This window comes from Marinobacter nanhaiticus D15-8W, from assembly GCF_036511935.1.
Classification (GTDB): domain Bacteria; phylum Pseudomonadota; class Gammaproteobacteria; order Pseudomonadales; family Oleiphilaceae; genus Marinobacter_A; species Marinobacter_A nanhaiticus.
On record NZ_AP028878.1, the window covers coordinates 4,325,403 to 4,350,490 of the forward strand.

The following is a 25,088-nucleotide window of genomic DNA, read 5'->3' on the forward strand; positions in this document are numbered from 1 at the left end:
ATCCTCAACGTCCGCCTTGGGCGACGGTGTCTTGCACTGGATCGGCTTCAAATAATCCGTGAAAACCTGCTTCCCGCCCCACCCGTGCGATAGGCATCGAACACCTGGCAGATCGCCCGGATCAGCAACCGCCCTGCGGGCTCGACAGCCAGCCCATCCTCATCCTCACGAATCAGTCCGTCCACAACCATCCGCCGCAGGCGATGCAACTCCTCCGCGAAGTAAAGGCCGAACGGCCGATTCCAGTGGGCCTCGAAAGCATCGTAATCGAGTTGGAACTGGCAAATCAGCTGACCGATAACCCAGCGCCGGATCTGGTCATCTTCGGACAACTCAACACCACGGATCGTCGCCAGCTCGCCCGCATCAATATGCTTTTCCCAGGTGGCCAGGTCATGCGAATTCTGGAAATAGGCATCACGGGTCTGCCCGATCGCCGAAACGCCCAGGGCCACCAGATCGCAGTCGCCATGGGTGGTGTAACCCTGGAAATTGCGGTGCAGCCGCCCCTCCTGCTGAGCAATCGCCAAAGGGTCGTCCGGCAGGGCGAAATGGTCCATGCCGATGTACTGGTAGCCGGCGTCCAACAGCCGGTCGATGGTCTGGTGGAGGATGGTCAGCTTGTCCGCAGGCGACGGCAGGGTCTCGTCCTTGATACGGGTTTGCGGGTAGAAGCGTTCGGGCAGGTGCGCATAGCTGAATACGGACAGGCGGTCGGGCCGTAGCGCAATCACCTCGTCGAGCGTTTCGGCAAAGGTCGCCGGCGTCTGGTACGGCAGGCCGTATATCAGGTCCATGTTGATGGAGCGGAAGCCCAGCGCCCTCGCCTCATCCAGCACGTCCTGCACCATGCGTTTGGGCTGGATGCGATTGACCGCTTTCTGTACCTGCGGATTGAAGTCCTGCACACCCAGACTGATCCGGTTGAACCCCAGCAAATGCAGGTGCAAAAGGGTATCGCCGGTGAGCTCGCGGGGATCGATCTCGATACTGAAATCCCGGTCGCCACTCCCATCGAGATTGAAGATTTGCCGATAACCTTCCATCAGCCGACTCATGTCTTCCTTCGGCAGGAAGGTCGGCGTGCCACCGCCCCAATGCAGCTGCTTTACCAACCGATCCGAACCGTAGAGGTCTGCGTGCATTTGCGCCTCCTTCAGCAGGCGCTCTACGTAAGGCGATGCAAACTCGCGCTTGCGGGTAACCACCTTGTTGCAGGCACAGTAGTAGCAGAGCCGGGCGCAGAAAGGCACGTGGGTATACAGCGACAACGGGCCACCCAGTTTGCCACTGGCAGCGGCGGCGCGGGCCGTATCACGAGCGGTGAATCGATCGGTAAATTCCACGGCGGTCGGATAAGAGGTGTATCGGGGGCCGCTGAGATCGTAGCGACGAATCAAATCGTCATCCCAGAGGGCAGCCGGCTGGGCCGTACGATGGGACAACGTGAGCTGCTGGGCAAGCTGGATGGACATATCAGGTACCGGAAAGAACGTTCAAGGGCAGTCTATCGGTCGATGCGAAGTACGCATTGATCTGGGTCAGTCATGAACCGGAAAACGGCTTGGCGCGTAATTCCGGCAGACATCCCAGGGAGAACATCATGCGCAACCTCATCCTGATCCTCGGCGATCAGCTCACCACCGACATCAGCGCGCTCAAGGACGCGGATCCGAAGCGGGACAGAATCGTCATGGCAGAGGTTCGGGATGAGGCCAGCTACACCAACCACCACAAGAAGAAGATCGTGCTGCTGTTCAGCGCCATGCGGCATTTCGCCCAGCGCCTGGAAAACGAAGGTTGGCAGGTCCAGTACTACCGTTACTCACCAAAAAGCCGCCACAACTCGCTATTCGATGTGGTTCAGGCGCAGGTGAAAAAGTTCAGTCCCGACAGGCTCGTCACTACCGAATGTGGGGAATGGCGACTCGATGCGGATATCCGCAAGTGGGAAAAGTCGCTGGAACTCCCGGTGGAGATCCGCCTCGACGATCGCTTTATCGCGACCAAGGACGAGTTTGCGCGCTGGGCCGAGGGTCGCAAGCAACTAAGAATGGAGTTCTTCTACCGCGAGATGCGAAAGAAGACCGGCCTGCTGATGACGCCGGACGGCGGCCCCGAGGGCGACCACTGGAATTTCGATGCCGACAACCGGCGCAAGTGGACCGGCAAACCGCCTGCGCCCGCGCCTTTCCGGGTGGAGCCGGACAGGATTACCCAAGAAGTCATCGAACTGGTGGACAAGGAATTCAAGGATCACTTTGGCACCACGGATGATTTCCACTTCGCAGTGACACCCGAAGACGCCGAGGAAGCCCTGGCCCATTTCCTGGATTTCGCCTTGCCCTGTTTCGGTGACTTCCAGGATGCCATGTCCGACGACGAAGACTGGCTATTTCACTCCATCCTCTCGCCTTATATCAATTGCGGTCTGCTAAACCCGCTCGGCGTATGCGAGGCGGCCGCGCAGCACTATTATTCCGGCCAGGCGCCGCTCAATGCGGTGGAAGGCTTTGTCCGCCAGATTATCGGCTGGCGCGAATTCGTGCGCGGCATCTACTGGTTGCTGATGCCCGACTATGCCAGGGAAAACCGGCTCGGCAACACGCGTAAACTCCCCTGGTTCTACTGGACCGGTGAGACCGACATGCGCTGCATGCACCAGGCTATCGATGCCACCCGCCGCAACGGCTACGCCCACCATATCCAGCGGCTGATGGTCACGGGCAACTTTGCCCTGTTGGCCGGCGTAAAACCGGAGGACATCTGCGACTGGTACCTGGCGGTCTATGCCGACGCCTACGACTGGGTCGAACTGCCCAACACCCTGGGCATGGTAATGCACGCGGATGGCGGTTACCTGGGGTCCAAACCCTACGCCGCCAGCGGCAAGTATATCCAGCGCATGTCCGACTACTGCAGCCAGTGCAAGTACAACGTGGCCAAGGCCACTGAGGAGGATGCCTGCCCGTTCAACGCGCTTTACTGGCACTTCATCGACCGTCATCGCAAGGCCTTTGAGGGTAATCCCCGCATGGGTATGATGTACCGCAATTGGGATCGCCAGAAGCCGGATCGGCGCGAAGCCCTTCTGACCAGGGCCGAGTGGCTGCTGGAGCATGTGGAGGAGCTGTAAATCTAGGAACTGTAGTTCACGGAACCTTGGGAAACAGTGGCCCATCCAGACAACCTCTTCAACGCGGGATCTACCAATAGCTGCTACACTTTTCATAACAAGAATGATGGTCTTGGCCGTGCACTACGGACAGGCACTAGGGAGAGTTATGCGTGTAGTAACACGCACCTTCTTCACACTGTACCTGCTTGCCTTTGGCTCTTCGGTCGCTGCCGAACAGCCACTCCAGCTTTTTGCTTCACCGGCCCCGCCCTACCAGTACGGAGCGGATGGTGAGATTCGGGGATCGACAGTCGATGCGCTGCGATGCGCCTTGAGCGAAACCCCATGGCGCCCGCATATCCAGATGGTCCCGCAACGCCGGGCTAGCCATTCCCTGCAAAAAGGCGTGATCGACGGTTACCTGGGCATTGCACCTTCGGCAGAGCTCAACAAGCATGCAGTGATCAGCGCGCCGCTGGCATTGGAAAAATGGTACCTGTATTCGGAACAACCGGTTGAATCCCTGGACGGCCTCCGACTGGGCGCCATAGCCGGCAGCAACGAAGCCATGTGGCTTGAGCGGCGAGGCTACGACGTCACCATGCAGGTGGCGACCCTGGAACAGCTGGTGGCGCTGATCGACCGCCAGCGTATCGACGGGCTTGTAGTGGATAGCCGGGTGATGGAGGCCTACCTCGAGCAGCAGGAAGCCTTCCAGCCCGCACCGGGGCTGGATGCGCAGTTTATCCGGTTTGCGCCACTGGGCCTCTATCTCGGCAACAATTTCGTCAACGTCCATCCAGACTTTCTGGCCCGGCTCAATGCCCGGCTCGATGATTGCGTCACCTCTGGTTTCCAACTGGATGAGAAGGAAGCCGGCGAGGTCCTGAAACAGGCGCGGGCACTGTTCGCCAACTTACAGCAACAGGTCAACCTGGAGGCTGCCCTGCGCAGTGCCAGGAATGACTATACCCTGGCAGAAATCCTGATGATCGATCAGCTCTGGCAACAAGCCTCGGTGAAGAACCCTACCGACGAAGCGTTGGCCATCACCGCCAACCCCACATCACTTGCGCTGGAGCACTGGCAGGCCAGCCATAATGGGCGTATCACCGAGCTGATGCTGATAGACCATCAGGGGGCCCTGGTCGCGATGAGCCGACTGACCAGCGATTTCTGGCAGGGCGACGAATCCAAGTTCCGGGAAGTGGTGGCCAATGTGGACAAAGGGCTGTTCCTCAGTCCTGTGCGTTTCGATGCGTCATCAAGGCACTTTCAGGTCATTGCCTCGAAGAGCATTTTCGATGACCGCAGCGGTGAACTTATCGGCGTCGTCGCTATCGGACTCGATATCGAAAAAGCGCTGTCAGGGCTCCACTAATGCGCCGTCTGGGTGATCCATCATGAAAATGCGGCCAATCCACGTCACGATACTGCTCTGTGCGCTTGCGGGCGTTGGCCTGGGCCTTATCCTCTTCCAGCAGGCGCCGCCGGACATTCCGGAAGACGCCCCGGACCAAGGGCAATCCGCCGTCTCCGGCACGGTCCAGGGCGACAAGCCCGAAGGCAATGGCGCGCTTCCGGACCAGATAACTGAAGCACAACAGGCCATGCTCGACGATCCCCGCACCCTCGCCTTCGGACGGCGGCTGGATTTCCAGGCGGATGTGCGCAGTTTCTTCGACCAGGCCGATCAGCTTAGCGAAGAACAGCTTGAGCAGCAGGCCCAGGCACTGAAGGCAGAGCTTGAAAAATACGAGGAGGCGGACGAGGTCAGTGCCATGGAGAGCCTGATGTTGCAACTGGCCTTGATCAAGACCACCGTCGGCGACGAGTCCGTACAAAAGCAGGCCATGACGGACTTGATCGACGACTATAAGACACAGTCTGAAGCCCGCAAGGCCGAATGGGAGGCACAGCCCAGGCCGGAGTTCGATGCCTACAAGGCGCAGGAGAAAGCCATCGTCGATGAGGTCATGGCGATGGAGCGCATCCCGGGCGATGTGGATCGCAACGAATACCTGCGCCAGAAGCTGATGGAAGCCCGCATCGAAGCCGCCGGGAACGACGGCATGGACTGACGCCGCCCGGCTTCTCCCTGACGTTTTTCCTAGCCGCTGTTACAGCAACTGATCCAACGTCCAGTAGAGCAGATTGAAAGGCTTGTTGTAGTCCGCCAACTGGTCGGTTTCGGAGGCCTGCATTACCGCCCCGCTCCCATCGAGGACGTTGGCCACGAAGTCATCCAGTTCCAGTCCCGCTTCCTGGATATCGGAATTGGCGAACTCAATGATCGAAGTGCAGTGACTCTCGTTCACATCCCGGAACCAGGGCATGTAGTAGCCGAAGTTGTCCAACTGCGCCAGGCTCTGCTGCAGGCGCTGGGTATCTATGTACCAGCGCTCGTGCAGCTCCGCTTCCTTGATAGTCTCTGAAGGCGCATTGGCGATTTCGTCGTAGAAACGTTCGTAGGAATAGGCGGAGAAGTTCAGGTCCTGCCAGAAATGGGTCTGACCCATGCGATCGTTCGGCAGCGCCATCGACAGCGCGGCGTAGAGCGTGCCCAGATCGTTGAGCGACAGGCCTGGCAGGCCGGAGGCGATATAATCGAGCGGGCCGGACGGGCGATCCAGCCCCCAGGCTTCCCGGATGAAGGTTTGCAGCAATACAGAAGGGTACTGCTCCGGCGAGGCCCCGATCGGGGCATTGAATACCGGCCCGGAGTCGTCGATCAGGAACCCGCGGGTCGGCTCCATATCGCGCCGGGTCGGGTGATAGTTGGTCAATCCGCCAACACCGCCAGCGCTGCAGCCTGTCGTCAGCATCTGCGCCGGGCGCTGGAGGTTGTCCTTGAGCCAGGCGACGACGGCGCGCATGTTGCGCATGCCATTGTGGTGCCAGATCAGCGATTCCTCTTCACCGTCCGGATCCTCGTATATCGCGACCTTGTCGCCGGAGTAGATATCGCCGGTGCAGTATGGGATATAGACCATATTCCAGTCCTGGGTCTTTACCCGGGTCCAGGGATGCAAGCGCACGACGAAGGGGCTGACCAGACTGGCGCCGGGGTTCAACAGGCTCATGTAGTCGTCGGGAATGCCATCGGGATTCCGGGCTCCACGAATGCCGGTCTGGCCGGTACAGCTCTCGTAATCCCAGCAGGCGCCGCCACCTTCCAGGTAGATGATGGTGTTGCTGGTATTGGGTACCCGGTTGATGAAGAACTTGTACTCCGATCCGTTGCCGCATACCGCGCCGGTTTCCGGGGCCAGCGGTATGGTCTGCCAGGCATAGTAGTTGCCCGGTGAGAAGCCGTCGTTGAAGCCGGACGGGTTCGACAGCAGCGGATAGTTACCCTGACGTTGATCCGATGTGACCGGATTGTCCGCTCCCGGCGGCGACACCAAATTGCCCAAGGTGCGCCAGAAGCCGTAATCACCCAGCTCCGCCAGGGCGGAACCGGAGAGCAGCAGGCCTGCGAGGAAGGCCGTTATCTTCGTTGTGGCACTGTGTTTCACAGTCACCCCTCCTTTGGTTGTTCTTGTTCAAGGGCGATCCCTGAATACCACTGGGAGACACAGGATGCAGGAGTGCACGTCGTCAGAAACGGCAGGCTCCTGATCAAAAATTAGACGTGACAATCTGTCAGATCAACGCAGATAGGTAGACCGTTTTGACCTAACGGAAGGTGGGCATATCCTCTTGGCGGGACTGAAGGGGAGGGATGACTGCGCCTACGCTGTCCTGGATGGCCGTCCCTGGCCAGCCATGACGCCCGGGACATCCCTGTCCCTCCTTCGGCGCAGTCATCCCTCCCCTTCGTTCATAGCTTTGAACAGCCTTCCCTCAACCTACAGTTACGGCGGACCGACTTCACAAGCCAGGACGAGCGCCCAGAACTCCGAGAAATCATTCACCACGACATCCGGTTTGTGTGGATGACGATGGGTGCCGGGAAAGATGTTCTGCAGCCAGGGCAGATCCCACAAGGCGCCGTTGAAGAAGACACCGGTCATGCCGGCGCGTTTGGCGGCGATGATGTCGGTGGTGCTGTCGCCTACATACCAGACGCTGGGTCCGACCGGGTAGTTGAGGTTCTCAGCGGCGAAAATGAGCTGATCGGGATGGGGTTTGCGCAGGGGCGTGTCGTCGCCGCAGACCTCGGTATCGAACAGGTGCTGCCAACCGGTGCCTTCCACCGCCGCCAGTTCGTGCTCGAAGAACTCGCGGTCTCGGTTGGTGATGACGCCGACCTGGATGCCAAGCCGGCGCAAACCATCCAGCATCTGGCTCACCCGCGGCTCGAACGCCGAGACGTTGCCATAGTGGTTGCGGTAGTGACGATTGAACGCCTGGTGGGCGATAGCCTTGGCGTCCTGGTCGTCACCAAACAGCACCTCGAAGATATCGGTGCGAGAAATCTTGCGATCCGCCCTCACCTTCGGGTGTAGTTGGGAGAATTGCCTGACGTAGTCCACCAACTTGGCATCTTCCGGCGTCTTGCTGTCTTCAGGCTCGAGCATACGCTCCATCAGGCCCAGCTCGCGGAATTCCGGCAGCATGTCGTCCACGGCGTGGTACATGGCATCGAGGGTGTCCACCAGCGTTGCATGCCAGTCGAACAGGATGACTTCCGGGCGGATGAGTTTGGCCAATGCGGGGTGCCAGTCGGCTTCCTGCCGCGGCTCGGGCGGTGCCGGTGCGGGAAAGGCCTGCGGGCGAACTTCATCGACGGGGCGTTGGAAGGTCCCTTCCGGGAAGGCCGCCAGCTCGTCCATGAGTTGCTCGAAGCTCTCGATAATCAGCGCCGGCCGGTCCTGCTTGCGGAACCAGCCCTGGATACGCTGCGGTTCCCAGTGGGCGCCGTTGTAGAAGATCGGGGTCACGCCCGCGTTGTTGGCCGTGACCATATCGGTGTAGCCGTCCCCCACGTACCAGATGTCCGCTCCCGGCTTTAGGCCCACCTTTTCCGCACCACTGACCAACACTTCCGGGTCAGGCTTGTAGTGGGTAACGTCGTCAGCGCAGACGGTGGCATCGAACAGCTCGCGCCAGCGTCCGTCTTCCAGGGTTTTCAGCTCGGTGTCGAGGAACTCGCGGTTGCGGTTGGTGGCGACCACCAGCTTGATCCCGAGATCGCGGCAGGCACGCAGGTAGTCATAGACACCTTCCTGGAAGGGTTTCACGCGGCCGAAATACTTGCGGTAGCACTGATTGTAGGCGTGGTGGGCGATGGACTTCGCTTCTCGGTTATCGCCGAATATAGCGTTGAAGATATCGGTGCGCGACACCCGACGCTCTGCCAGGATGCGCGGATGCAGTCGCCGGAAGATGCGGATGTAACGCACCAGGCGGGCGTCATCGGCATTGTTGCAGGCCTCCTCGGGCAGCAAGTGTTCGACCAGCCCGAGTTCTTCCAGTTGTGGCAGCATCTCCTCCATGGCACTGAACATCGCGTCATGGGTATCTACCAGGGTTCCATGCCAGTCGAAGAGCATGGCGGCGGGTACAGCCAGTCGGTCATCACGGGTCCGCAATGGCGAGCCTCCTTTACCGTTTAAGCTGAAAGGTTTGTGTTGAATCAGGTTACCGAAAACGTCGTCCGTTTCACTGCGGCTTACCTGCCGATTCCACCTCGGTGATACGGCCGTCACGGAAAGTGACGATACGGCGGAACTGGTTGCTGCCGAACTCGTACATCCATTCCTCTACCGGGTAGATACCCTGCAGCACACCCCGACGTTCGGCGTATCGGGAATATTCATCGGGCACTACCCAGGTAATACGCTTCGACAGTGGTTCTCCACAGCGTTTAATCACCTCGAACTCACTCATGCCGTCGTTGAGCACTCGTGGATTGCAGTTACCCGCGGCTCCGGGGAGGAAGCCATAGCCGAGGCTGTCCTGGCTTTGGAGACGCCCATTGCGGAACACCAGGCGGCGAATGAAACTGCTGGGGCCAGGGTTGTAATACCAGTGCTCGACTGTTTGCACGATACCGATACCCGGCAAGGCCGCTTCCGGATAGATGGCGACATAGTCGGGCTCGCCACAGCGCTCCTTCACCTCTACCGGCCAGTCGCCAACATCCACCAGCCCGGTACCACAGCGAAAGGCGGCCTGAGCGGCGGACGGCAATAACAGTAATACCGCCAGCAACGCGAGTACACGCATTGATCGATCCCTATCATCCCAAGAATCCTGACAGCATAGTCCAATGTGGATAGGGTTAGTTCCTCGCCAGCAAAACTTTACCGGCACTCTCGATCCGCCCGGGACAGCCGGACGTAAACTACTCAGCGAATACCCGTTCTGGACTATCATGCATCGCAAACCTCACCTACCGACCAAGATCTGCGCGACCTGTAATCGCCCTTTCACCTGGCGGCGGAAATGGGCACGTGACTGGGCGCAGGTGCGCTACTGTAGCGAGCGCTGTCGGCGCCATCGCCCATGCCAGCGGGAGGACACCACTCGACCATGACCACCGTTGTCTGGTTCAAGCGCGACCTGCGCACGGTCGACCACGCGCCTCTATTCAATGCGGCAGGCTGTGGGAAGCCGGTCATTCCACTCTACGTGGTCGAAAGCGATTACTGGCGACAGCCTGACACCAGCGAACGGCAATGGGCATTTATTGCGGAGAGCCTGGACGAACTGGGTCAACGACTGGCCAGGCTCGGAGCGCCGTTGATCGTGCGCAGTGGTGATGTGGTAGCGGTACTGAAGCAGTTGCACGAGCAAACAGGGTTCGAACGCATCGTCGCCCACCAGGAAACCGGCAATGACTGGACCTTCCAGCGGGACCGGCGTGTCATCGACTGGTGCGCACAGGCGGGCGTGGCATTTCAGGAGTGGTCCACGTTCGGGGTCGTGCGGCGACTGCGCGACAGGGAGATCTGGGACAAGGCCTGGCGCGAGGTCATGCGCGATAACGTTATTCCGGAACCAGAAGCCATCAAAGCGCATCCCAAACTCGCAGGACCACCCAACGTCATCGAGGCGCCTACGCCTGCCCATCCGGGCCACTGCCCCGGCCGCCAACCCGGCGGTATGCGCGCTGGCGAGAAATTGTTGGACTCGTTCCTGGCCCGCCGTTGCCTGGGCTACCAGTACAACATTTCCAGCCCGAATTCCGCGTTCGACGGTTGTTCGCGGCTAAGCCCGCACATCGCTTACGGCACCGTCAGCCTGCGACGGATCTACCAGGCCGCCAAGGCCAATAGCGAGCATCGCTCCAGCCTGCCGCGGCGCCAGCGCAGTCTGACTGCGTTCCGCTCACGACTGCACTGGCACTGTCACTTCATCCAGAAGCTGGAAGATGAGCCCGAGCTGGAATTCCGCGCCATCCACCGGGAACTGGAAGGACTCAAGTCCGGGCCCAATGACCGGGAACGACTGGACCGCTGGACCGAAGGCCAAACCGGCTGGCCGCTGGTCGACGCCAGCATGCGGGCGCTGTACCACACTGGGTGGATCAACTTCCGCATGCGCGCGATGCTCATGGCTATCGCCAGCTACCAGCTCTGGCTGCACTGGCGAGAACCTGCCCTGCATCTCGCGCGCCTGTTCACCGACTTCGAGCCTGGCATCCACTACCCCCAGGTGCAGATGCAGGGTGGCCTGACGGGCATTAACGCACTACGGATCTACAATCCGGAATTGCAGTCACGGAAGTTGGACCCGGAGGGAAGGTTCATTCGCCAGTGGATTCCCGAATTGGCCGGCGTACCTGACGAGTTCATCCATACCCCCTGGCTGATGAATGCTCGCCAGCACCAACTCTACGGCGGCGAGGACTATATCGCGCCCATCTGCGACCACGAAACCGCCGCCCGCAGCGCGCGGAAGGCGATCAGCGAGTTCCGTAATGCCCGTGTTTCGAAGGAAGAGACCGAGCGGGTGCTGGAACGCCACGGCAGCCGCAACGGACCGCAGCAGAATCGGCCCAAAGTCAGGGAGGAAAAGCCGGCCGACTCGTCCCAACTGTCGCTGTTCGACTAACGGAGAAAGATCGCCACCATCACCGGGATATAGGCCAGCGCAAACAGCGTGGAAAGCAACGTGGTGCCAGCGGCCTGTCGCGGCGACGCATCCAACAAGGTGGCAATCACTACGGTGTTGGCGGCAATCGGTGTGATGGACACGAGGAAGATCGCACGATAGACCGCATCGCTGTAGAAATGCAGGAACTGGCTGTCGATCCACCAGAACAGGAGCGCCATTACCGGCCAGACCACGAACTTGCCGAAGAAAGCGATGGCCGTGAAACGTACGTTGCCGACCAGGCCGCGGAAGTTGAGGATGCTCATCCCCACGATCATCATCCCCAGGATGCTGTAGGCACCGCGCAGGTTGTCGAACAGCGGCATGAAGACGTCGGGAATGGAGAAGTCACTCAGGTTGAGGATGACGCCAAGAAAAAACGCGTAGACGGAAGGCAGGCGGGCGACGCGCTTGAGGCAATCCCGCGCACTGTAGCGGCCGCGACCGGCCAGGTAGTAGCCCACCGAATTCTCGAACAGCGTCGTGCCCAGCATGCAGACGATATAAAGCGCCAACCCTTTCTCGCCGAACAGCAGGAGCGCGACCGGAATCCCGAAGTACCCCGTATTCCCGGTGCCTACCGCCAGCGGAATAATGCTGGCGGTGCCATCACTCAGCACCCGCTTGCCAAACCACAGGTGCAGCAGGCTGATGCCGGTACAGAAACCGAAGACGATCGCCGGCATCAGCAGCACTTCCGTCGATAGCGGCGCGGCCATCACGCCGGAGAAGATCACTGAGGGCGTCACGATGTAGAGCATGATCCCCGCGATATGCCGCCCGCTGGCCTCCAGGTAACGCCCGGCAACCCACCCGAGGGCTACCGTTACATACAACGGCAGCAGCTTGACGAACAGCGAAAGAACGATGGCCATGGGACAATACAACCTTGGAGAAGCAGCAATGGATCACAGCGCGTTGCGTGAAGGTTGCATAGCATAGAGCATCCAGACGCTACAGCCATCCTCCATGCCGGGAATTCCAAATGCCGCCGATGCGTTACCTACTCACCAGTCTGTGCCTGATCGCCCTTTGCCTCGCCTCGCACCCGTCTCACGCCGACACCCTCCCCGCCCCGGATAGTGTTGAGCCCAAGACCCGTGGCTTCATGCAGCAGGTCGCGAACGGCAAGGTGACCGAGGCTTATGGCAGCCTGGCGCCCTATCTTGGCGTATCCCAGGAGCCTTTCGATGCATCTGCGAAGGAAGCCGACACCTACTTCAAGAAGGTATTCGACCGTGCCGGGAAAACCCTGGACATCGCCCGGGTCAAACGTGAGGCCATCGACGATCACTTCTACCGGGAAACCTGGCTGCAAAAATTTGCTGAAGCCGCTATGGCGTGGCAATTCACCTTCTACCAGGCCACTGACGGCTGGAAACTGGTCGGCATCAGCTACACCACCGACATTGAATCACTCTATTCGCTTTATTAGTAATCCCGCAGCCATAGGTCATCACTATAAGTTGTCGAGTAACCAATCCCGGCAAACTACGTTATACTACGCGGCTTTCAGGGGTGGTCCCTTGACCCCGGGCGAGCGGTACCGGCCACCCACCTGCCCGTCCGAACCATCGCTTTTTGCGACCATTTAATACCTGACTATTTTACTCTGATATTGTACAATCCTCCCCCAGAAGACCCACCCATAAGAAGCAAAGGGCGCTTGATGGAGCCGGAACCAGAATACGGAACCACTCGTAACGCCTGACACAACACTGGGCTGAATGTTTTGGACGGGCCGTTTCCGCCCTGACCAGAGAGATGAACAGAGCCTCCATGGCTCGCACATGAACGACCTGCACTTGAGAGAGACGGAGCGACGATCATGGCGAACACCGACAAGCAGGTGAACGAGCTGATCAAACGGGAATACGAACACGGGTTCGTAACCGAAATCGAAGCGGATACGTTTGAGCCAGGCCTGGATGAAGACGTCATTCGGCGCCTGTCTGGAATCAAGCAGGAACCACAGTTCATGCTTGATTGGCGCCTGAAGGCCTACCGTCGCTGGCTGGAAATGGAGGAGCCGGACTGGGCTCACGTCAACTACCCGCGGGTGGATTTCCAGAGCATTTCCTATTATTCGGCGCCGAAGAAGAAAGAAGACATGCCGCAGAGCCTGGACGAAGTCGATCCGGAACTGCTGCGCACCTACGAAAAACTGGGCATCCCGTTGCACGAGCGCGAAAAGCTTGCCGGCGTTGCGGTCGATGCGGTCTTCGACTCGGTTTCCGTGGCGACGACGTTCAAGGAACAACTGGCTGAGGCCGGCGTCATCTTCTGCCCGATTTCCGAGGCGGTGCAGAAGTATCCTGAACTGGTCGAGAAATACCTGGGCAGCGTGGTGCCCCACGGCGACAACTTCTTCGCCGCGCTCAACTCCGCGGTCTTCTCAGACGGGTCCTTTGTCTACATCCCGCCGGGCGTACGCTGTCCGCTGGAGCTGTCCACCTACTTCCGCATTAATGCGGCCAACACCGGTCAGTTCGAGCGCACCCTGATCATTGCCGACGAAGGCAGCTACGTTAGCTACCTGGAAGGCTGCACCGCCCCCATGCGCGACGAGAACCAGCTGCATGCAGCAGTCGTCGAGCTGGTTGCGCTGGGCGACGCCCAGATCAAGTACTCCACCGTGCAGAACTGGTATCCCGGTGACGAGCACGGCAAGGGCGGTATCTTCAACTTCGTTACCAAGCGCGGCGCCTGCATCGGCAAGAACTCCAAGATCTCCTGGACCCAGGTCGAAACCGGCTCCGCCGTAACCTGGAAGTACCCGAGCTGCGTCCTGCGCGGTGAAAACAGCGTCGGTGAGTTCTATTCCGTCGCACTCACCAACAACTACCAGCAGGCCGATACCGGCACCAAGATGATCCACCTGGGCAAGAACACCTCCAGCACGATCATCTCCAAGGGTATCTCCGCCGGCCGTTCCAGCAACGCCTATCGCGGGCTGGTGCGTTTCGGACCCGGCGCCGAGGGCGCGCGCAACTTTACCCAGTGCGACTCCCTGCTGATCGGCGACCAGTGTGCCGCCCATACGTTCCCGTACATCGAGAGCAAGAACAAGGGCGCCATCGTCGAGCACGAGGCCACCACCTCCAAGGTCAGCGACGAGCAGATGTTCCTCTGCCGCCAGCGTGGCATCGACCCGGAACAGGCGGTCTCCATGATCGTAAACGGCTTCTGCAAGGAAGTGTTCAAGGAGCTGCCGATGGAGTTCGCGGTGGAAGCCGGCAAATTGCTGGAAGTCAGCCTCGAAGGCTCGGTCGGCTAGACCCCAGTGGCGCACACGGTTTAAACGCATACAGAATCAAGACGAGAGAGAACGCAATCCATGCTGAGCATCCGTAACCTGCACGCCTCCGTCGAAGGCAAGGAAATCCTCAAGGGGATCGACCTGGAGATCAAGCCCGGCGAAGTTCACGCCATCATGGGGCCCAACGGGTCGGGCAAGAGCACCCTGTCTGCCGTACTGGCCGGGAATGAAGCCTTCGAAGTCACCGAAGGCGAAATCCAGCTGGACGGCAAGGACCTGCTCGAACTGGAAACCGAGGAGCGGGCCCGCGAAGGCATCTTCCTGGCGTTCCAGTATCCGGTGGAAATTCCGGGTGTCAGCAACCTGCAGTTCCTGCGTACCGCCGTCAACGCACTGCGCACCCATCGCGGTCAGGACGAACTCAGTGCGGTCGATTTCATGAAGCTGGCCAAGACCACTTCGAAGAAGGTCGACCTGGACCCCGATTTCCTCAAGCGCGGTGTCAACGAAGGTTTCTCCGGCGGCGAGAAGAAGCGCAACGAGATCCTTCAGGCCTTGCTGCTGGAACCGCGTCTGGCGATCCTCGACGAGACCGATTCCGGCCTCGATATCGATGCCCTGAAGGTCGTGGCGGACGGTGTTAACGCCCTGCGCTCGCCAGAACGCGCCGTACTGATGGTCACCCACTACCAGCGTCTGCTGGACCACATCGTGCCGGATTACGTGCACGTACTGGCTGGCGGCCGCATCGTGAAGTCCGGCGGCCGTGAACTGGCGCTGGAACTGGAAGCGCATGGCTACGGCTGGCTCGGCATCAAAGACACCGACGAAGCCGAGGCGAGCTAAGGGGGTGGTTATGATGAAAGCAGCACCGACCCTCTCCGACGCCTTCCTGGAGTCGGCGGGCAGCAAGCTGCCCGAACCGTTACGTACGCTTCGGGCGCAGCGCGGTAGCGCACTGGCGGAGATGCCACTGCCGACGCGCAAAACCGAAAACTGGAAGTACTCCAGCCGCTACCTGAAGCTGACGGACGAACTGGCGGCATCCCTACCGGCGGGCCGCAAGTCCGGTCCCGCCCTGGCCGTTGATGGTTACCACGTAGTGCTCAACAACGGCGTCGTCGTACCGGAGGCCAGCGACTTCCCGGCGGTGGATGGCGTCAGCATCACCAGCTTCGCCGATCTGGATGACACCACAGCGCAGCAACTGGCAGAGCGCCTGGACAATACGCTGGACAATAACGCCGTGCAGATGGCACGCCTGAACACCGCGCGCTTCGAGGATGGCCTGTACATTCGCCTGGAAAAGAACGCGGTTCTGGATCGGCCACTGTTCGTGATCTGCCAAACCGACGCTGAATCGAGCGGCTCCGTGTACCCACGTATCTATGTTGATGCGGCCACCAACAGCAAGATGACCCTGGTGGAAGAATATATTTCTACCGGCGAGCAACAGGCCCTGGTGGATGCCGTTACCGAATTCAGCCTCGCCGACGGTGCCAACATTACCAGCGTGCGTCTGTCGCTCGAAGGCGAGAACACTTACCACATTGGCGCTACCGGTGCGCGCCTGCTCGGTAACGCCCGGCTGGACAGCCACTGCGTCGGCTTCGGTGGTCCGTTGCGCCGTCACGATTTGCAGGTGCGCCTGGAGGAATCCGGCGCCAACTGTCGCCTGAATGGCGTGGTCGTCACCCAGGGCAAGCAGCATTACGACAACCACACCACCATTGAACACGTGGCACCGCACTGCGACAGCGAGGAAACCTATCGCAACATCGCCGCCGACGAGTCCCACGCCGTCTTCAATGGCCGCATCCATATCCATAAGGATGCGCAGAAATCGAACGCCAACATGAGCAACAAGAACCTGTTGCTCTCCACCGGCGCTGAAATCGACACCAAGCCGGAGCTGGAAATCTACGCGGACGACGTCAAGTGTGCCCACGGTGCAACCGTCGGCCAACTGGACGAAACCGCCCTGTTCTACCTGGTATCCCGCGGTATCGCCCGGCGCGAGGCCAACACCCTGTTGAGCATGGCCTTTATCAACGAACTGATCGAGCAGATCCCGGTCGAAGCGGTACGGGAGACCGTTCAGGCACGACTCAACCGGTTTATCGAACAGACGTTCGAAGGAGCCTGATGACGATGACGGATCTTGCGGCAGCCAAGCAGACTTTGGATGTAAACGCCATTCGCAAGGACTTCCCGATTCTGTCCCAGACAGTGAACGGTAAGCCCCTGGTGTATCTGGACAACGGTGCGTCGGCGCAGAAGCCGGTGGCCGTGCTGGATGCCATGGAACGCTACTTCCGCGAATGCCACTCCAATGTTCACCGCGGTGCCCACACCCTGGGTGACCGGGCCACGGCGGCGTTCGAAGGCGCCCGCGAGACCGTCCGCAACTTCATCAATGCCCGCAGCACCCGGGAGATCGTCTGGACCCGCGGCACCACCGAGGCGATCAATACTGTCGCCAACGGTCTGGCGCCACGTCTGGGGCCGGGCGACGAGATCCTGGTCAGCATGATGGAGCACCATGCCAACATCGTGCCCTGGCAGATGGTGGCCGAGCGCACCGGGGCGACCGTGAAACCCATCCAGGTGACTCCCCAGGGTGAACTGGATATGGAGGTGTTCGAGAGCCTGCTGACCGACAAGGCCAAGGTGCTGGCAATCACCCACGTATCCAACGTTCTGGGTACCGTCAATCCGATCAAGGACCTGATCGCCAAGGCCAAAGCGAAGGGCCTGGTCACGGTGATCGACGGCGCCCAGGCCGTGCCGCATTACCGCCCGGACATGCAGGCGCTGGATTGCGATTTCTATGCGTTCTCCGGGCACAAGCTGTTCGGCCCCACCGGTATCGGCGTACTCTACGGCCGCGAGTCGCTGCTGGAAGAAATGCCTCCGTTTATGGGCGGTGGCGAGATGATCGAACGGGTGACCTTCGAGAAGACCACCTGGAACACCCTGCCCTACAAGTTCGAGGCCGGCACCCCGCCGATCGCCGAAGCCGTCGGGCTGGGCGCAGCCATCGATTATGTCGAAGGCCTGGGTCGCACGGCCATGGAAACCGCCGAGCAGGCCCTACTGCAGCGGGCCAACGAGCTGGTCGAGACCGTGCCGGGCATGAGCCTTATCGGCACTGCCGCGCACAAAGTGCCGGTGCTGTCCTTTAAAATCGATGGTTTGCACCCCAGTGATATAGGGACGCTGCTCGATCAGCAGGGTATCGCAATCCGCACCGGCCACCACTGCGCCATGCCGCTGATGGATTTCTTCAGCGTGCCGGGCACCGCAAGGGCCTCGTTTGCGTTTTACAATACGCTGGATGAAGTGGAGCAGCTGTTCGCGGCGCTGCACAAGATCCAGCGGCTGTTTGCTGAATAGACCACTCCCTGACCGACTTATTGCTCGCTGTTGACTGACTGGAGGCGAATGATGACCGCTGAAACCTTTACCCCAACGGTCGGAGTCACCATGACACCCGCGGCTGTGGCGCATGTGCGCAAGCAGCTCGCCAAGAAGCCGGATGCCCGGGGCATCCGGCTGGCCATCCGCAAGAGCGGCTGCTCCGGCTTCATGTACGAGACCGAGTGGGTCACCGAGCAGGGCGAGGACGACGCAGTGTTCACGGTAGACAACGTGGACGTGTACGTGGAACGCCAGCACCTGCCGCTGGTCAACGGCACGGAGATCGACTTCATCCGCGAAGGCCTGAACTCCATGTTCCATTTCCGCAACCCCAACGCCACCGCCGAGTGCGGCTGCGGCGAAAGCTTCTCCATCTCCTGAGTCATTGAAACACGAGGCGAACCCGAGCCATGGCTGAACGCGAAGTTGTCCTGACCAAGCGCGAAGTAGAAGCACGACTGGTGCCTTCCGGGACCGAGATCATGATCCCGTCGGACACTTTCGTGACCATTACCCAGTCGCTGGGCGGCACCTTCACCGTTGCAGTCAACGGCAACCTCGCCCGGATCGAAGGCCATGATGCCGACGCCCTGGGCAAGGAGCCGCCCCAAAGCAGCTACGAGACACCGGAAGATGGCACCATCAATGAGAACCAGGTGTGGGAAGCCATGCGTAGCTGCTACGACCCGGAGATTCCGGTAAACGTGGTCGAGTTGGGGCTGATCTACGAATGCAAGGTCAGTAACGACACGCCGGAAGGCAACCAGGTCTACATCAAGATGACGCTGACCGCCGCCGGCTGCGGCATGGGCCCGGTGATCACCGATGATGTGAAGCGTAAGGTCGAACACGTGCCCAACGTGGACAAGGTGATGGTGGAACTGACCTTCGACCCGCCCTGGAACAACGATATGTTGTCCGACGAGGCGAAGCTTGAGCTGGGGATACTATAAGCCGCTATTTCCCGAAGGCTTGCGTGAGCCGATCTGATGCGGTTCACTTGCGTTCACCACATGCTACGTTCACTACACACTACGAAAATCAGATCCGAATCGTTATGACTGCTGCAGCCCAACAATTCCTCGACAATCCCCTCGGCCAGGGCGTCACGCTGGATGACGTGCACGAAGCCTTTGAGTTCCTGGACGACTGGGAAGAGCGCTACGCCTATATTATCGACCTGGGCAAGCAACTGCCGGCATTTCCGGAAGAGGAGAAGGTCGAGGAGAACTACGTCCACGGCTGCCAGAGCCAGGTATGGCTGATCCACTACCTGGATCCCGACAGCGGCCGCCTGTTCCTGCTGATCGAAAGCGACGCCATGATCGTTCGGGGCCTCGCTGCCATTATCCTGATTGCACTGAACGGCAAGGAACCACGGGAACTTCTGAGTGTGGACGTGGATGAGCTGTTCGAGAAGCTGGACCTGTTCCGCCATATCTCGCCGACGCGAGGCAACGGGCTGCGGGCGATGATGGGCAAGATCCGGGATATCGCGGCAAAGGAAGCAGCGTAAGAACTACTTGCCCTATGTAGGTCGGTTTAGCCTTGGCGTAGCCCGACATCGAGCTTGTAAGGGCCCCGAATCTTCGGGAATAGGAGAGAGTTTTGTCGGATTACGCTTTGCTAACCCGACCTACGTTTCTCTACCTATCGGGCTCCCGAAGCTCACCAAATAATCGCAATATCATCCCGCTGCAGATTATTGATCCCGCCGACCTGGGGCATCAGCCCGCTACTGAAATCCGGATAGACATGATTCACGGTCATGCTGATGTCCGCATCACGCAACTCTGGCGTAGCGTCCAGCGAATCGAAGAAGCGATAGCTACGATAGAGCTGCAACTCGTCCCCCGGCCGCAGGCCTGAGGTGGCCCCGGAGGCCAGATACACCTGCTGTCCTTCAACCCGGGTAATACGGGTCATGAACGGCTGGCAGGCGAGCGCACGGCTCACCGCACGGCTCATCTCTTCAACCGTACGCGCTACTGCCTTGCCGTATTCGGTACGGTCGAACGCACTGGAGCCGAAGCCGGTTTTCTCAGTCATATCCGTGTCCCATTTGGCACTGGTCACGAAACGCTTCTGATAGACCGGCGAACCGCTGAATCCGTCGTACACCATCAGGTCGGCGACGAATTGCCGCTCCTGGTTGGCCATTCCCAGGCCTCGCTGCATGCGGTCAAGAATGGAGGTGCCCCAGGCTTCCGGATCGGACATGCGCATATCGCGAATCACCCCGGTCACCACAAACTGGACGTCCAGTTCCCGCGCCACCTGGATCACGTTGGTCAGGCTATTGTCAAAACGCTGTTGGGTCGGCGCATTGAGCAGATCCGGAAACATCTGCACCTGGGTGGCATTGAGGATGTCCAGACCACCCGCCTCGCTCAGTTCCACCTGCAACTTCTGCGGCAGCACTTCACCGGCGTCGCTGACTCGCCCCATGCGGGTATGGTCGGTATCGAGGATAGGGAAACCGGTAACAGCCACGCGCTTGCTCAAACGGGCGGCGTCCCGAGCCTCGCACTGCTGGCTGGCGGACATATCAGCCTCGAGCGTCAGGCGGAGCAGATTTCCGCTACGATGCTCCTCGATAACCCTGACCCGGCGTGCTCGCGCTTGAGACGCCACCGTCAATCGGGAATCGGTGAGTACGCCATTCTCCATCGTGTCCTGGCTGGCTACATGGGCTTCGTACTGCAACGCTGCGTCGCGCAACGCCGCATTACGCGCTTCGGCCCGTGCCGCTTCGACATTACCGTTATCGATCATCGCGATACCGGTGCCTTGAACCCAGGCAGCGGAGGCCGTCGCGCTGGTCAGCAGGAGAGCGGCCACCAGGGCCAGACGCATTGATTTCATAGCGGACATTCGGTTACCGGTTACTCAAGGGCGTTTGCTCGGGCACTGTTACTCAGCGCCCTCACTCCAGATAGTAGAGCGAATCGACGTTCTCACTGCGCAGGTCGCCGCTGCTGTCGTTACCCGTGGGCATGGGAATCGGACAACGCTCACGCACCTCGCGGTCGTCGGACATGGCTACGCAGGCACGGAAACGCGGCTCCAGCTTCAACTCCATGACCGACTCGACGACACCGTCGCTGTGCTCGTTTACTGCAACCACCTTGGCGCCACGGATATAGCTGTCCACGTAGGTGCGGAAGTTGTCGCTCTGCAGTACGAAGTCATTCACCGTCGAACTGCCATAGACGACCGTACCGTAGACCCGCTCCGCCAGCGCTCGATAGGCATCCAGCTTGGACGCACGGCGAGCCAGCAAGCGCTTGCGGGTATCCAGGCGGTCACGGGTGACATTCTCATAGGTACCAAAGCCGCTGGCCCGGACGATGATCGGCTCGAGCCGTTCGGGATCGATCTGCGACTGTTGCGCAGACTGACTGGCACAGCCGGCCAGCCCCGCGGCGAGCAGGCACAGTGTAATGGCAAAACGCTTCATGTAGATTCTCCGGCGGATTCGCTCGTTTGCCGCTCACCATGAAAGAATCGCGCCAGAACGGCTAATGCCTTGTTTAGAAAGAAAACCCACCAGATAACCCGCCTCTCAAGTCAAAAAACCGGCAAATATTCTCCTCCGCATTCCCGCGCATGCACACAGTAGCGCTACATTTCGGCCACGCGCCGTAACCGGTCGCAAACAGTAACGAACACTAGCCTGAACTATAGTCCGGTTAGCGCCTTGTTACCGGCCAAGCGCCGACCCGCGCGCCCTCCACAACTGGAGGACTCGACAGCAATAGAACAACCGGAGAATGTATTCGATGATGAAATCCCGCCTTGTCCTGGCCATTGGCCTGGTGGCTGCAGCCAGCAACGTGACAGCTGGACCGCAAAGTTTCACCACCGCCCGCTCGTTCGCCATGGGAGGCACCGGCGTAGCAACGGCCCATCCGGCGTCCGCAAGCACCGCCAACCCGGCCATGATGGCCATGAAACACCACGGCTGGGCCGACGATTTCGGTCTGATCCTGCCATCGGTCAACGCACGCCTGGCCGATGAAGAGGAAGTGGTCGACCAGATCGACGATATCCAGGACACCATTGATCGCATTGACCAACAGGCTTCCAACAACGACACCAGCGGCGTCCAGGCCTCAGCAGGTGTACTGGAAGACCAACTGGCTGAACTCAATCGCGATACCATGCGCGCGGATATCGGTGTCGGCCTGAGCCTTGCGATCCCGACCGATTCGATTTCCGTGGGTGTTTTTGCCGACGGCAGTGTGCGCGCGACGGCGCGCGGCAATGTTTCGGATAGCGACCTCGCCCTGCTCGACACCATCGAAAACGATCCCGTCCAGGCAGCATTGGTCGACGACATCGGAAATCAGCTCACCTCCGACGGGACCGTCATCGCCGCCGCCTATGCCGAAGTAGGTATCAGCCTGGCCAAGGCATTCGAACTGAGCAACGAGAACACCTTGTCGGTGGGCATCTCGCCCAAATACGTCGAACTGCGCACTTTCGAGTACACCCAGAACGTGAGTGACTTCGAGGACGACGATTTCGACGCCGACGAGAACGAAACCGACAAGAGCGGCTTCAACGCTGACCTCGGCGCCGCCTATAGTTTCGGGGAAACGCAGAGTTGGACTGCCGGGCTAGCCGTCCGCAACGTCATTCCCATGGAGCTCGACTCCAAATCCGGCCGCACGTTTGAACTGGACCCGAAAGTCACCGCGGGTATTGCCCACACGGGCGACATGCACGTGATCACCGCCGAACTGGACCTGACCGAAAACAAGGCCTTCGGTTACGAAGACGATACCCAGTGGGCCGCCCTGGGTGCCGAGTTCGATGTACTGCGTGCCGTACAGCTGCGCGGCGGTATTCGCCAGAACCTGTCCAGCAACGACGACAACGACGGTGTCGAGGAGAAGACCCAACTCACTTTCGGTGTCGGTCTGTCACCATTCGGCGCACACCTTGAGATCTCCGGTCTGGTTAGCGATGCGGAAGTGGGTGGCGCTATCGAGCTTGGAGCGGCCTTTTAATCTCAGCTAGAAAAGCGCCACACGAGAGCTGAGATCGAAGCGAATGGCGATCATCGCCGAAGAAAGGGACAGGGATGTCCCGATCTGAAATGGCTAAACAGGGAAGGTCATCCAATTCGGCGTAGGCGATGACTGCCCTTGGCTTCAGCCACCCTGCAAATCAGTCTTCTATCGAAGACATGCTCGAGCTCGATTTGCCTCCCCTCCCCCTGATCCCGATAATCCCCTAAATCAATGAACTTCGGATCAGGATTATGCAGACCTATCTCGTCGGCGGTGCCGTCCGTGACGCCCTGCTCGGTCGAGCCGTCAAGGATCGTGACTGGGTGGTCGTCGGCGCCACGCCCGATGAAATGCTGGCCAAGGGCTTCCGCCAGGTCGGCGCCGATTTCCCCGTGTTCCTCCATCCCGAAACCCAGGAGGAATACGCCCTGGCCCGCACCGAGCGCAAGAAAGGCCATGGTTACCACGGCTTTGAAGTCCACAGCGCTCCGGATGTCACCCTGGAGGACGACCTTCGCCGCCGGGATCTGACCATCAATGCCATGGCCCAGGCGGAGGACGGCACGATCATCGACCCCTTCGGCGGCCAACATGACCTGGAGCGCAAGCTGCTCCGCCATGTCTCCCCCGCATTTTCCGAGGACCCGTTGCGCATCCTTCGTGTTGCTCGCTTCGCCGCCCGCCTGGAGCCACTGGGCTTCCGCGTGGCGCCGGAAACGAACGAGCTCATGCGCGAGATGGTGAGATCCGGTGAAGTAGAGCACCTGGTCCCGGAACGCATCTGGCAGGAGACCCAGCGCGCCCTGCATGAACATCGTCCGGATGTCTATTTCCGCGTAATGCAGGACTGCGACGCACTATCCCGGCTGATTCCGCCATTAGCCAACGCCCTGACCAGCAACGCTAACCCGGCGCCGCTCCGGGCCTTGATGCTGGCCGTTCAACTGAGCAGCCACACCGCCGTGCGCTATGCCGCCCTGTTAGGCGGACTGGATACACCGCTCGCAGTGGAGGATTTGTCCCAGTCCCTGCGCGCGCCCAACGACTGCCAGGCGATGGCGATCCTTGTGGCAACCTCCGCCGACGACCTGCTGGGACCGGCAACCGAGGACCCTGATTTGCTGCTTGCGGTGCTGGATCGCTGCGATGCCTGGCGCCGCCCCGAACGCTTCGACGACCTGTTGATCGCCATCGGCGCACTGGGACAGGCCACCCTGCGTGAGCTAGACAGCCACAGCATCAAACAGGCACTGGAGGCCGCCCGCGCCGTCGATCCGCAGGCACTGATGGCCGAAGGGCATACGGGTAAGGCCCTTGGGGAAGCGATCCGACGCACCCGGCACCAGCGTATAGCGACAGTCCTCAAGCAGAACAAGACAGGAAACCACCATGACTGACCTCGCCCCCGTGGCCCTGATTACCGGGGCCGCCCACCGATTGGGCGCCGCCACGGCCCGCCGCCTGCACCTGCGTGGTTTCCGCGTCCTGATCCACTATCGCTCCCGTCAGGGTCAGGCACAGACCCTGGCGGACGAACTGAACCAGGATCGCCCCGAATCTGCCGCCATACTCCAGGCCGATCTCGCCGACGCCGACAGCATCCGGAAGCTGGGTCAGCAGGCGTGCGACTACTGGGGCCGCCTGGACACCCTGATCAACAACGCCTCGGTGTTCTACCCCACGCCTACAGCCGACGCGAGCGCAGACGACTGGGCGCAGATAATGGACACCAACCTGCGGGCCCCTTTTCTGCTGGGTCAGGCCTGTCTCGACAGCCTCCGGGCGAGACGCGGCTCGATTATCAACCTGATCGACATCTATGCCGAGCGCCCCTTGGAAGGGCACCCGATCTACTGCGCCAGCAAGGCCGGCCTGGCGATGCTGACCCGTTCATGGGCCAAGGACTTGGGGCCAGACGTGCGGGTCAACGGAGTATCACCCGGCGCCATTCTCTGGCCCGAAGACGAGAACGCCATGGAAAACAGCCGCCGGGACCGGATTCTGGCGGCCACCTCCCTCAAACGCGTGGGCTCGGCCGAAGACATCGCTGGGGCCATTGCCTACCTGGTTTGCGACGCCCCCTATATCACGGGCCATATCCTGCCGGTAGACGGCGGACGCAGCCTGAACATGTAAAATGTTCGGCCCTTTATACCGTGCCCCCCGCGAAATAGAGCCATTTCATATACAATGCGCCACTACCTGAATGTGCGCCAACTCAAAATAG

General features: G+C 60.2%; 23 protein-coding genes. 16 read left to right on the forward strand and 7 right to left on the reverse strand.

Annotated elements, in window-relative coordinates:
* Positions 1 to 47: 47 nt before the first annotated feature.
* A complete protein-coding gene (gene hemN / locus RE428_RS19385) occupies positions 48 to 1,475 on the reverse strand; it encodes an oxygen-independent coproporphyrinogen III oxidase (RefSeq protein ID WP_004580525.1) in 1,428 nt (475 codons plus the stop codon).
* A 128-nt stretch (positions 1,476 to 1,603) separates the two neighbouring features.
* On the opposite strand from hemN, the gene RE428_RS19390 reads away from it, so the two are divergent.
* From RE428_RS19390 to RE428_RS19400, 3 genes are all read left to right on the forward strand, one after another.
* Positions 1,604 to 3,136: a cryptochrome/photolyase family protein gene (locus tag RE428_RS19390; RefSeq protein ID WP_004580524.1), complete on the forward strand. Its 1,533-nt coding sequence runs from the start codon at positions 1,604 to 1,606 to the stop codon at positions 3,134 to 3,136.
* 148 nt (positions 3,137 to 3,284) lie between these two features.
* A complete protein-coding gene (locus RE428_RS19395; RefSeq protein ID WP_004580523.1) occupies positions 3,285 to 4,499 on the forward strand; it encodes a transporter substrate-binding domain-containing protein in 1,215 nt (404 codons plus the stop codon).
* A gap of 22 nt (positions 4,500 to 4,521) precedes the next feature.
* The gene (locus RE428_RS19400; protein ID WP_004580522.1) at positions 4,522 to 5,199 is read left to right on the forward strand and encodes a hypothetical protein; all 678 of its coding nucleotides are present in this window, start codon (positions 4,522 to 4,524) and stop codon (positions 5,197 to 5,199) included.
* Positions 5,200 to 5,238: 39 nt separating this feature from the next.
* On the opposite strand, the gene RE428_RS19405 is transcribed toward RE428_RS19400, so the two are convergent.
* The 3 genes from RE428_RS19405 to RE428_RS19415 all read right to left on the reverse strand — a co-directional run bounded on the left by RE428_RS19405 (position 5,239) and on the right by RE428_RS19415 (position 9,292).
* The gene (locus RE428_RS19405) at positions 5,239 to 6,636 is read right to left on the reverse strand and encodes a pectin acetylesterase-family hydrolase (protein WP_004580521.1); all 1,398 of its coding nucleotides are present in this window, start codon (positions 6,634 to 6,636) and stop codon (positions 5,239 to 5,241) included.
* Positions 6,637 to 6,975: 339 nt separating this feature from the next.
* Positions 6,976 to 8,616: an HAD family hydrolase gene (locus tag RE428_RS19410; RefSeq protein ID WP_051079839.1), complete on the reverse strand. Its 1,641-nt coding sequence runs from the start codon at positions 8,614 to 8,616 to the stop codon at positions 6,976 to 6,978.
* 109 nt (positions 8,617 to 8,725) lie between these two features.
* Positions 8,726 to 9,292 (reverse strand): DUF2845 domain-containing protein, encoded by a 567-nt coding sequence (locus tag RE428_RS19415; protein ID WP_004580519.1) that lies wholly within the window; start codon positions 9,290 to 9,292, stop codon positions 8,726 to 8,728.
* A 148-nt stretch (positions 9,293 to 9,440) separates the two neighbouring features.
* Here RE428_RS19415 and RE428_RS19420 point away from each other — a divergent pair, with 148 nt between their 5' ends.
* Positions 9,441 to 9,602, forward strand: a complete 162-nt coding sequence (locus tag RE428_RS19420) for a DUF2256 domain-containing protein (RefSeq protein WP_004580518.1) — start codon at positions 9,441 to 9,443, stop codon at positions 9,600 to 9,602.
* Positions 9,599 to 11,122, forward strand: a complete 1,524-nt coding sequence (locus tag RE428_RS19425; RefSeq protein ID WP_004580517.1) for an FAD-binding domain-containing protein — start codon at positions 9,599 to 9,601, stop codon at positions 11,120 to 11,122. Before RE428_RS19420 ends, RE428_RS19425 begins: the two co-directional genes overlap by 4 nt.
* On the opposite strand, the gene RE428_RS19430 is transcribed toward RE428_RS19425, so the two are convergent.
* Positions 11,119 to 12,039, reverse strand: coding sequence for an AEC family transporter (locus tag RE428_RS19430; RefSeq protein WP_004580516.1), 921 nt, complete (start codon positions 12,037 to 12,039; stop codon positions 11,119 to 11,121). The two genes, RE428_RS19425 and RE428_RS19430, sit on opposite strands and share 4 nt — an antisense overlap.
* A 110-nt stretch (positions 12,040 to 12,149) precedes the next feature.
* Here RE428_RS19430 and RE428_RS19435 point away from each other — a divergent pair, with 110 nt between their 5' ends.
* From RE428_RS19435 to RE428_RS19470, 8 genes are all read left to right on the forward strand, one after another.
* Positions 12,150 to 12,599 carry a hypothetical protein gene (locus tag RE428_RS19435; protein WP_004580515.1) on the forward strand — a complete coding sequence of 150 codons (450 nt, stop codon included), beginning with the start codon at positions 12,150 to 12,152 and terminating at the stop codon, positions 12,597 to 12,599.
* A 393-nt stretch (positions 12,600 to 12,992) separates the two neighbouring features.
* Positions 12,993 to 14,441: a Fe-S cluster assembly protein SufB gene (sufB, locus tag RE428_RS19440; RefSeq protein ID WP_004580514.1), complete on the forward strand. Its 1,449-nt coding sequence runs from the start codon at positions 12,993 to 12,995 to the stop codon at positions 14,439 to 14,441.
* Between the two features lie 60 nt (positions 14,442 to 14,501).
* The gene (gene sufC, locus RE428_RS19445) at positions 14,502 to 15,269 is read left to right on the forward strand and encodes a Fe-S cluster assembly ATPase SufC (RefSeq protein ID WP_004580513.1); all 768 of its coding nucleotides are present in this window, start codon (positions 14,502 to 14,504) and stop codon (positions 15,267 to 15,269) included.
* 13 nt (positions 15,270 to 15,282) lie between these two features.
* Positions 15,283 to 16,569 carry a Fe-S cluster assembly protein SufD gene (gene sufD, locus RE428_RS19450; RefSeq protein WP_040883173.1) on the forward strand — a complete coding sequence of 429 codons (1,287 nt, stop codon included), beginning with the start codon at positions 15,283 to 15,285 and terminating at the stop codon, positions 16,567 to 16,569.
* Between the two features lie 5 nt (positions 16,570 to 16,574).
* Positions 16,575 to 17,819 (forward strand): aminotransferase class V-fold PLP-dependent enzyme, encoded by a 1,245-nt coding sequence (locus RE428_RS19455; RefSeq protein WP_040883172.1) that lies wholly within the window; start codon positions 16,575 to 16,577, stop codon positions 17,817 to 17,819.
* Positions 17,820 to 17,870: 51 nt separating this feature from the next.
* The gene (locus tag RE428_RS19460) at positions 17,871 to 18,224 is read left to right on the forward strand and encodes a HesB/IscA family protein (RefSeq protein ID WP_004580510.1); all 354 of its coding nucleotides are present in this window, start codon (positions 17,871 to 17,873) and stop codon (positions 18,222 to 18,224) included.
* Positions 18,225 to 18,253: 29 nt separating this feature from the next.
* Entirely contained in the window at positions 18,254 to 18,796 is a 543-nt protein-coding gene (sufT, locus tag RE428_RS19465; protein ID WP_004580509.1) for a putative Fe-S cluster assembly protein SufT, read from the forward strand.
* Positions 18,797 to 18,900: 104 nt separating this feature from the next.
* Positions 18,901 to 19,359: a SufE family protein gene (locus RE428_RS19470; RefSeq protein ID WP_004580508.1), complete on the forward strand. Its 459-nt coding sequence runs from the start codon at positions 18,901 to 18,903 to the stop codon at positions 19,357 to 19,359.
* 152 nt (positions 19,360 to 19,511) lie between these two features.
* Here the strand turns inward: RE428_RS19470 and RE428_RS19475 are convergent, their stop codons facing one another.
* Together RE428_RS19475 and RE428_RS19480 are read right to left on the reverse strand one after the other, a co-directional pair.
* Positions 19,512 to 20,708, reverse strand: coding sequence for a flagellar assembly protein T N-terminal domain-containing protein (locus tag RE428_RS19475; protein WP_004580507.1), 1,197 nt, complete (start codon positions 20,706 to 20,708; stop codon positions 19,512 to 19,514).
* A 61-nt stretch (positions 20,709 to 20,769) separates the two neighbouring features.
* Complete coding sequence (locus tag RE428_RS19480; RefSeq protein ID WP_004580506.1) at positions 20,770 to 21,303, reverse strand: LPP20 family lipoprotein; 534 nt, start codon at positions 21,301 to 21,303, stop codon at positions 20,770 to 20,772.
* A 322-nt stretch (positions 21,304 to 21,625) separates the two neighbouring features.
* Between RE428_RS19480 and RE428_RS19485 the strand changes: the two genes are divergently transcribed.
* The 3 genes from RE428_RS19485 to RE428_RS19495 all read left to right on the forward strand — a co-directional run bounded on the left by RE428_RS19485 (position 21,626) and on the right by RE428_RS19495 (position 24,997).
* On the forward strand, positions 21,626 to 22,858 hold the full coding sequence (locus tag RE428_RS19485; RefSeq protein ID WP_004580505.1) for a conjugal transfer protein TraF: 1,233 nt from the start codon (positions 21,626 to 21,628) through the stop codon (positions 22,856 to 22,858).
* Positions 22,859 to 23,112: 254 nt separating this feature from the next.
* A complete protein-coding gene (locus RE428_RS19490; protein WP_004580504.1) occupies positions 23,113 to 24,258 on the forward strand; it encodes a tRNA nucleotidyltransferase/poly(A) polymerase-related protein in 1,146 nt (381 codons plus the stop codon).
* Positions 24,251 to 24,997: a pteridine reductase gene (locus RE428_RS19495; protein WP_004580503.1), complete on the forward strand. Its 747-nt coding sequence runs from the start codon at positions 24,251 to 24,253 to the stop codon at positions 24,995 to 24,997. The genes RE428_RS19490 and RE428_RS19495 overlap by 8 nt, the downstream gene beginning before the upstream one ends.
* Positions 24,998 to 25,088: the final 91 nt, after the last annotated feature.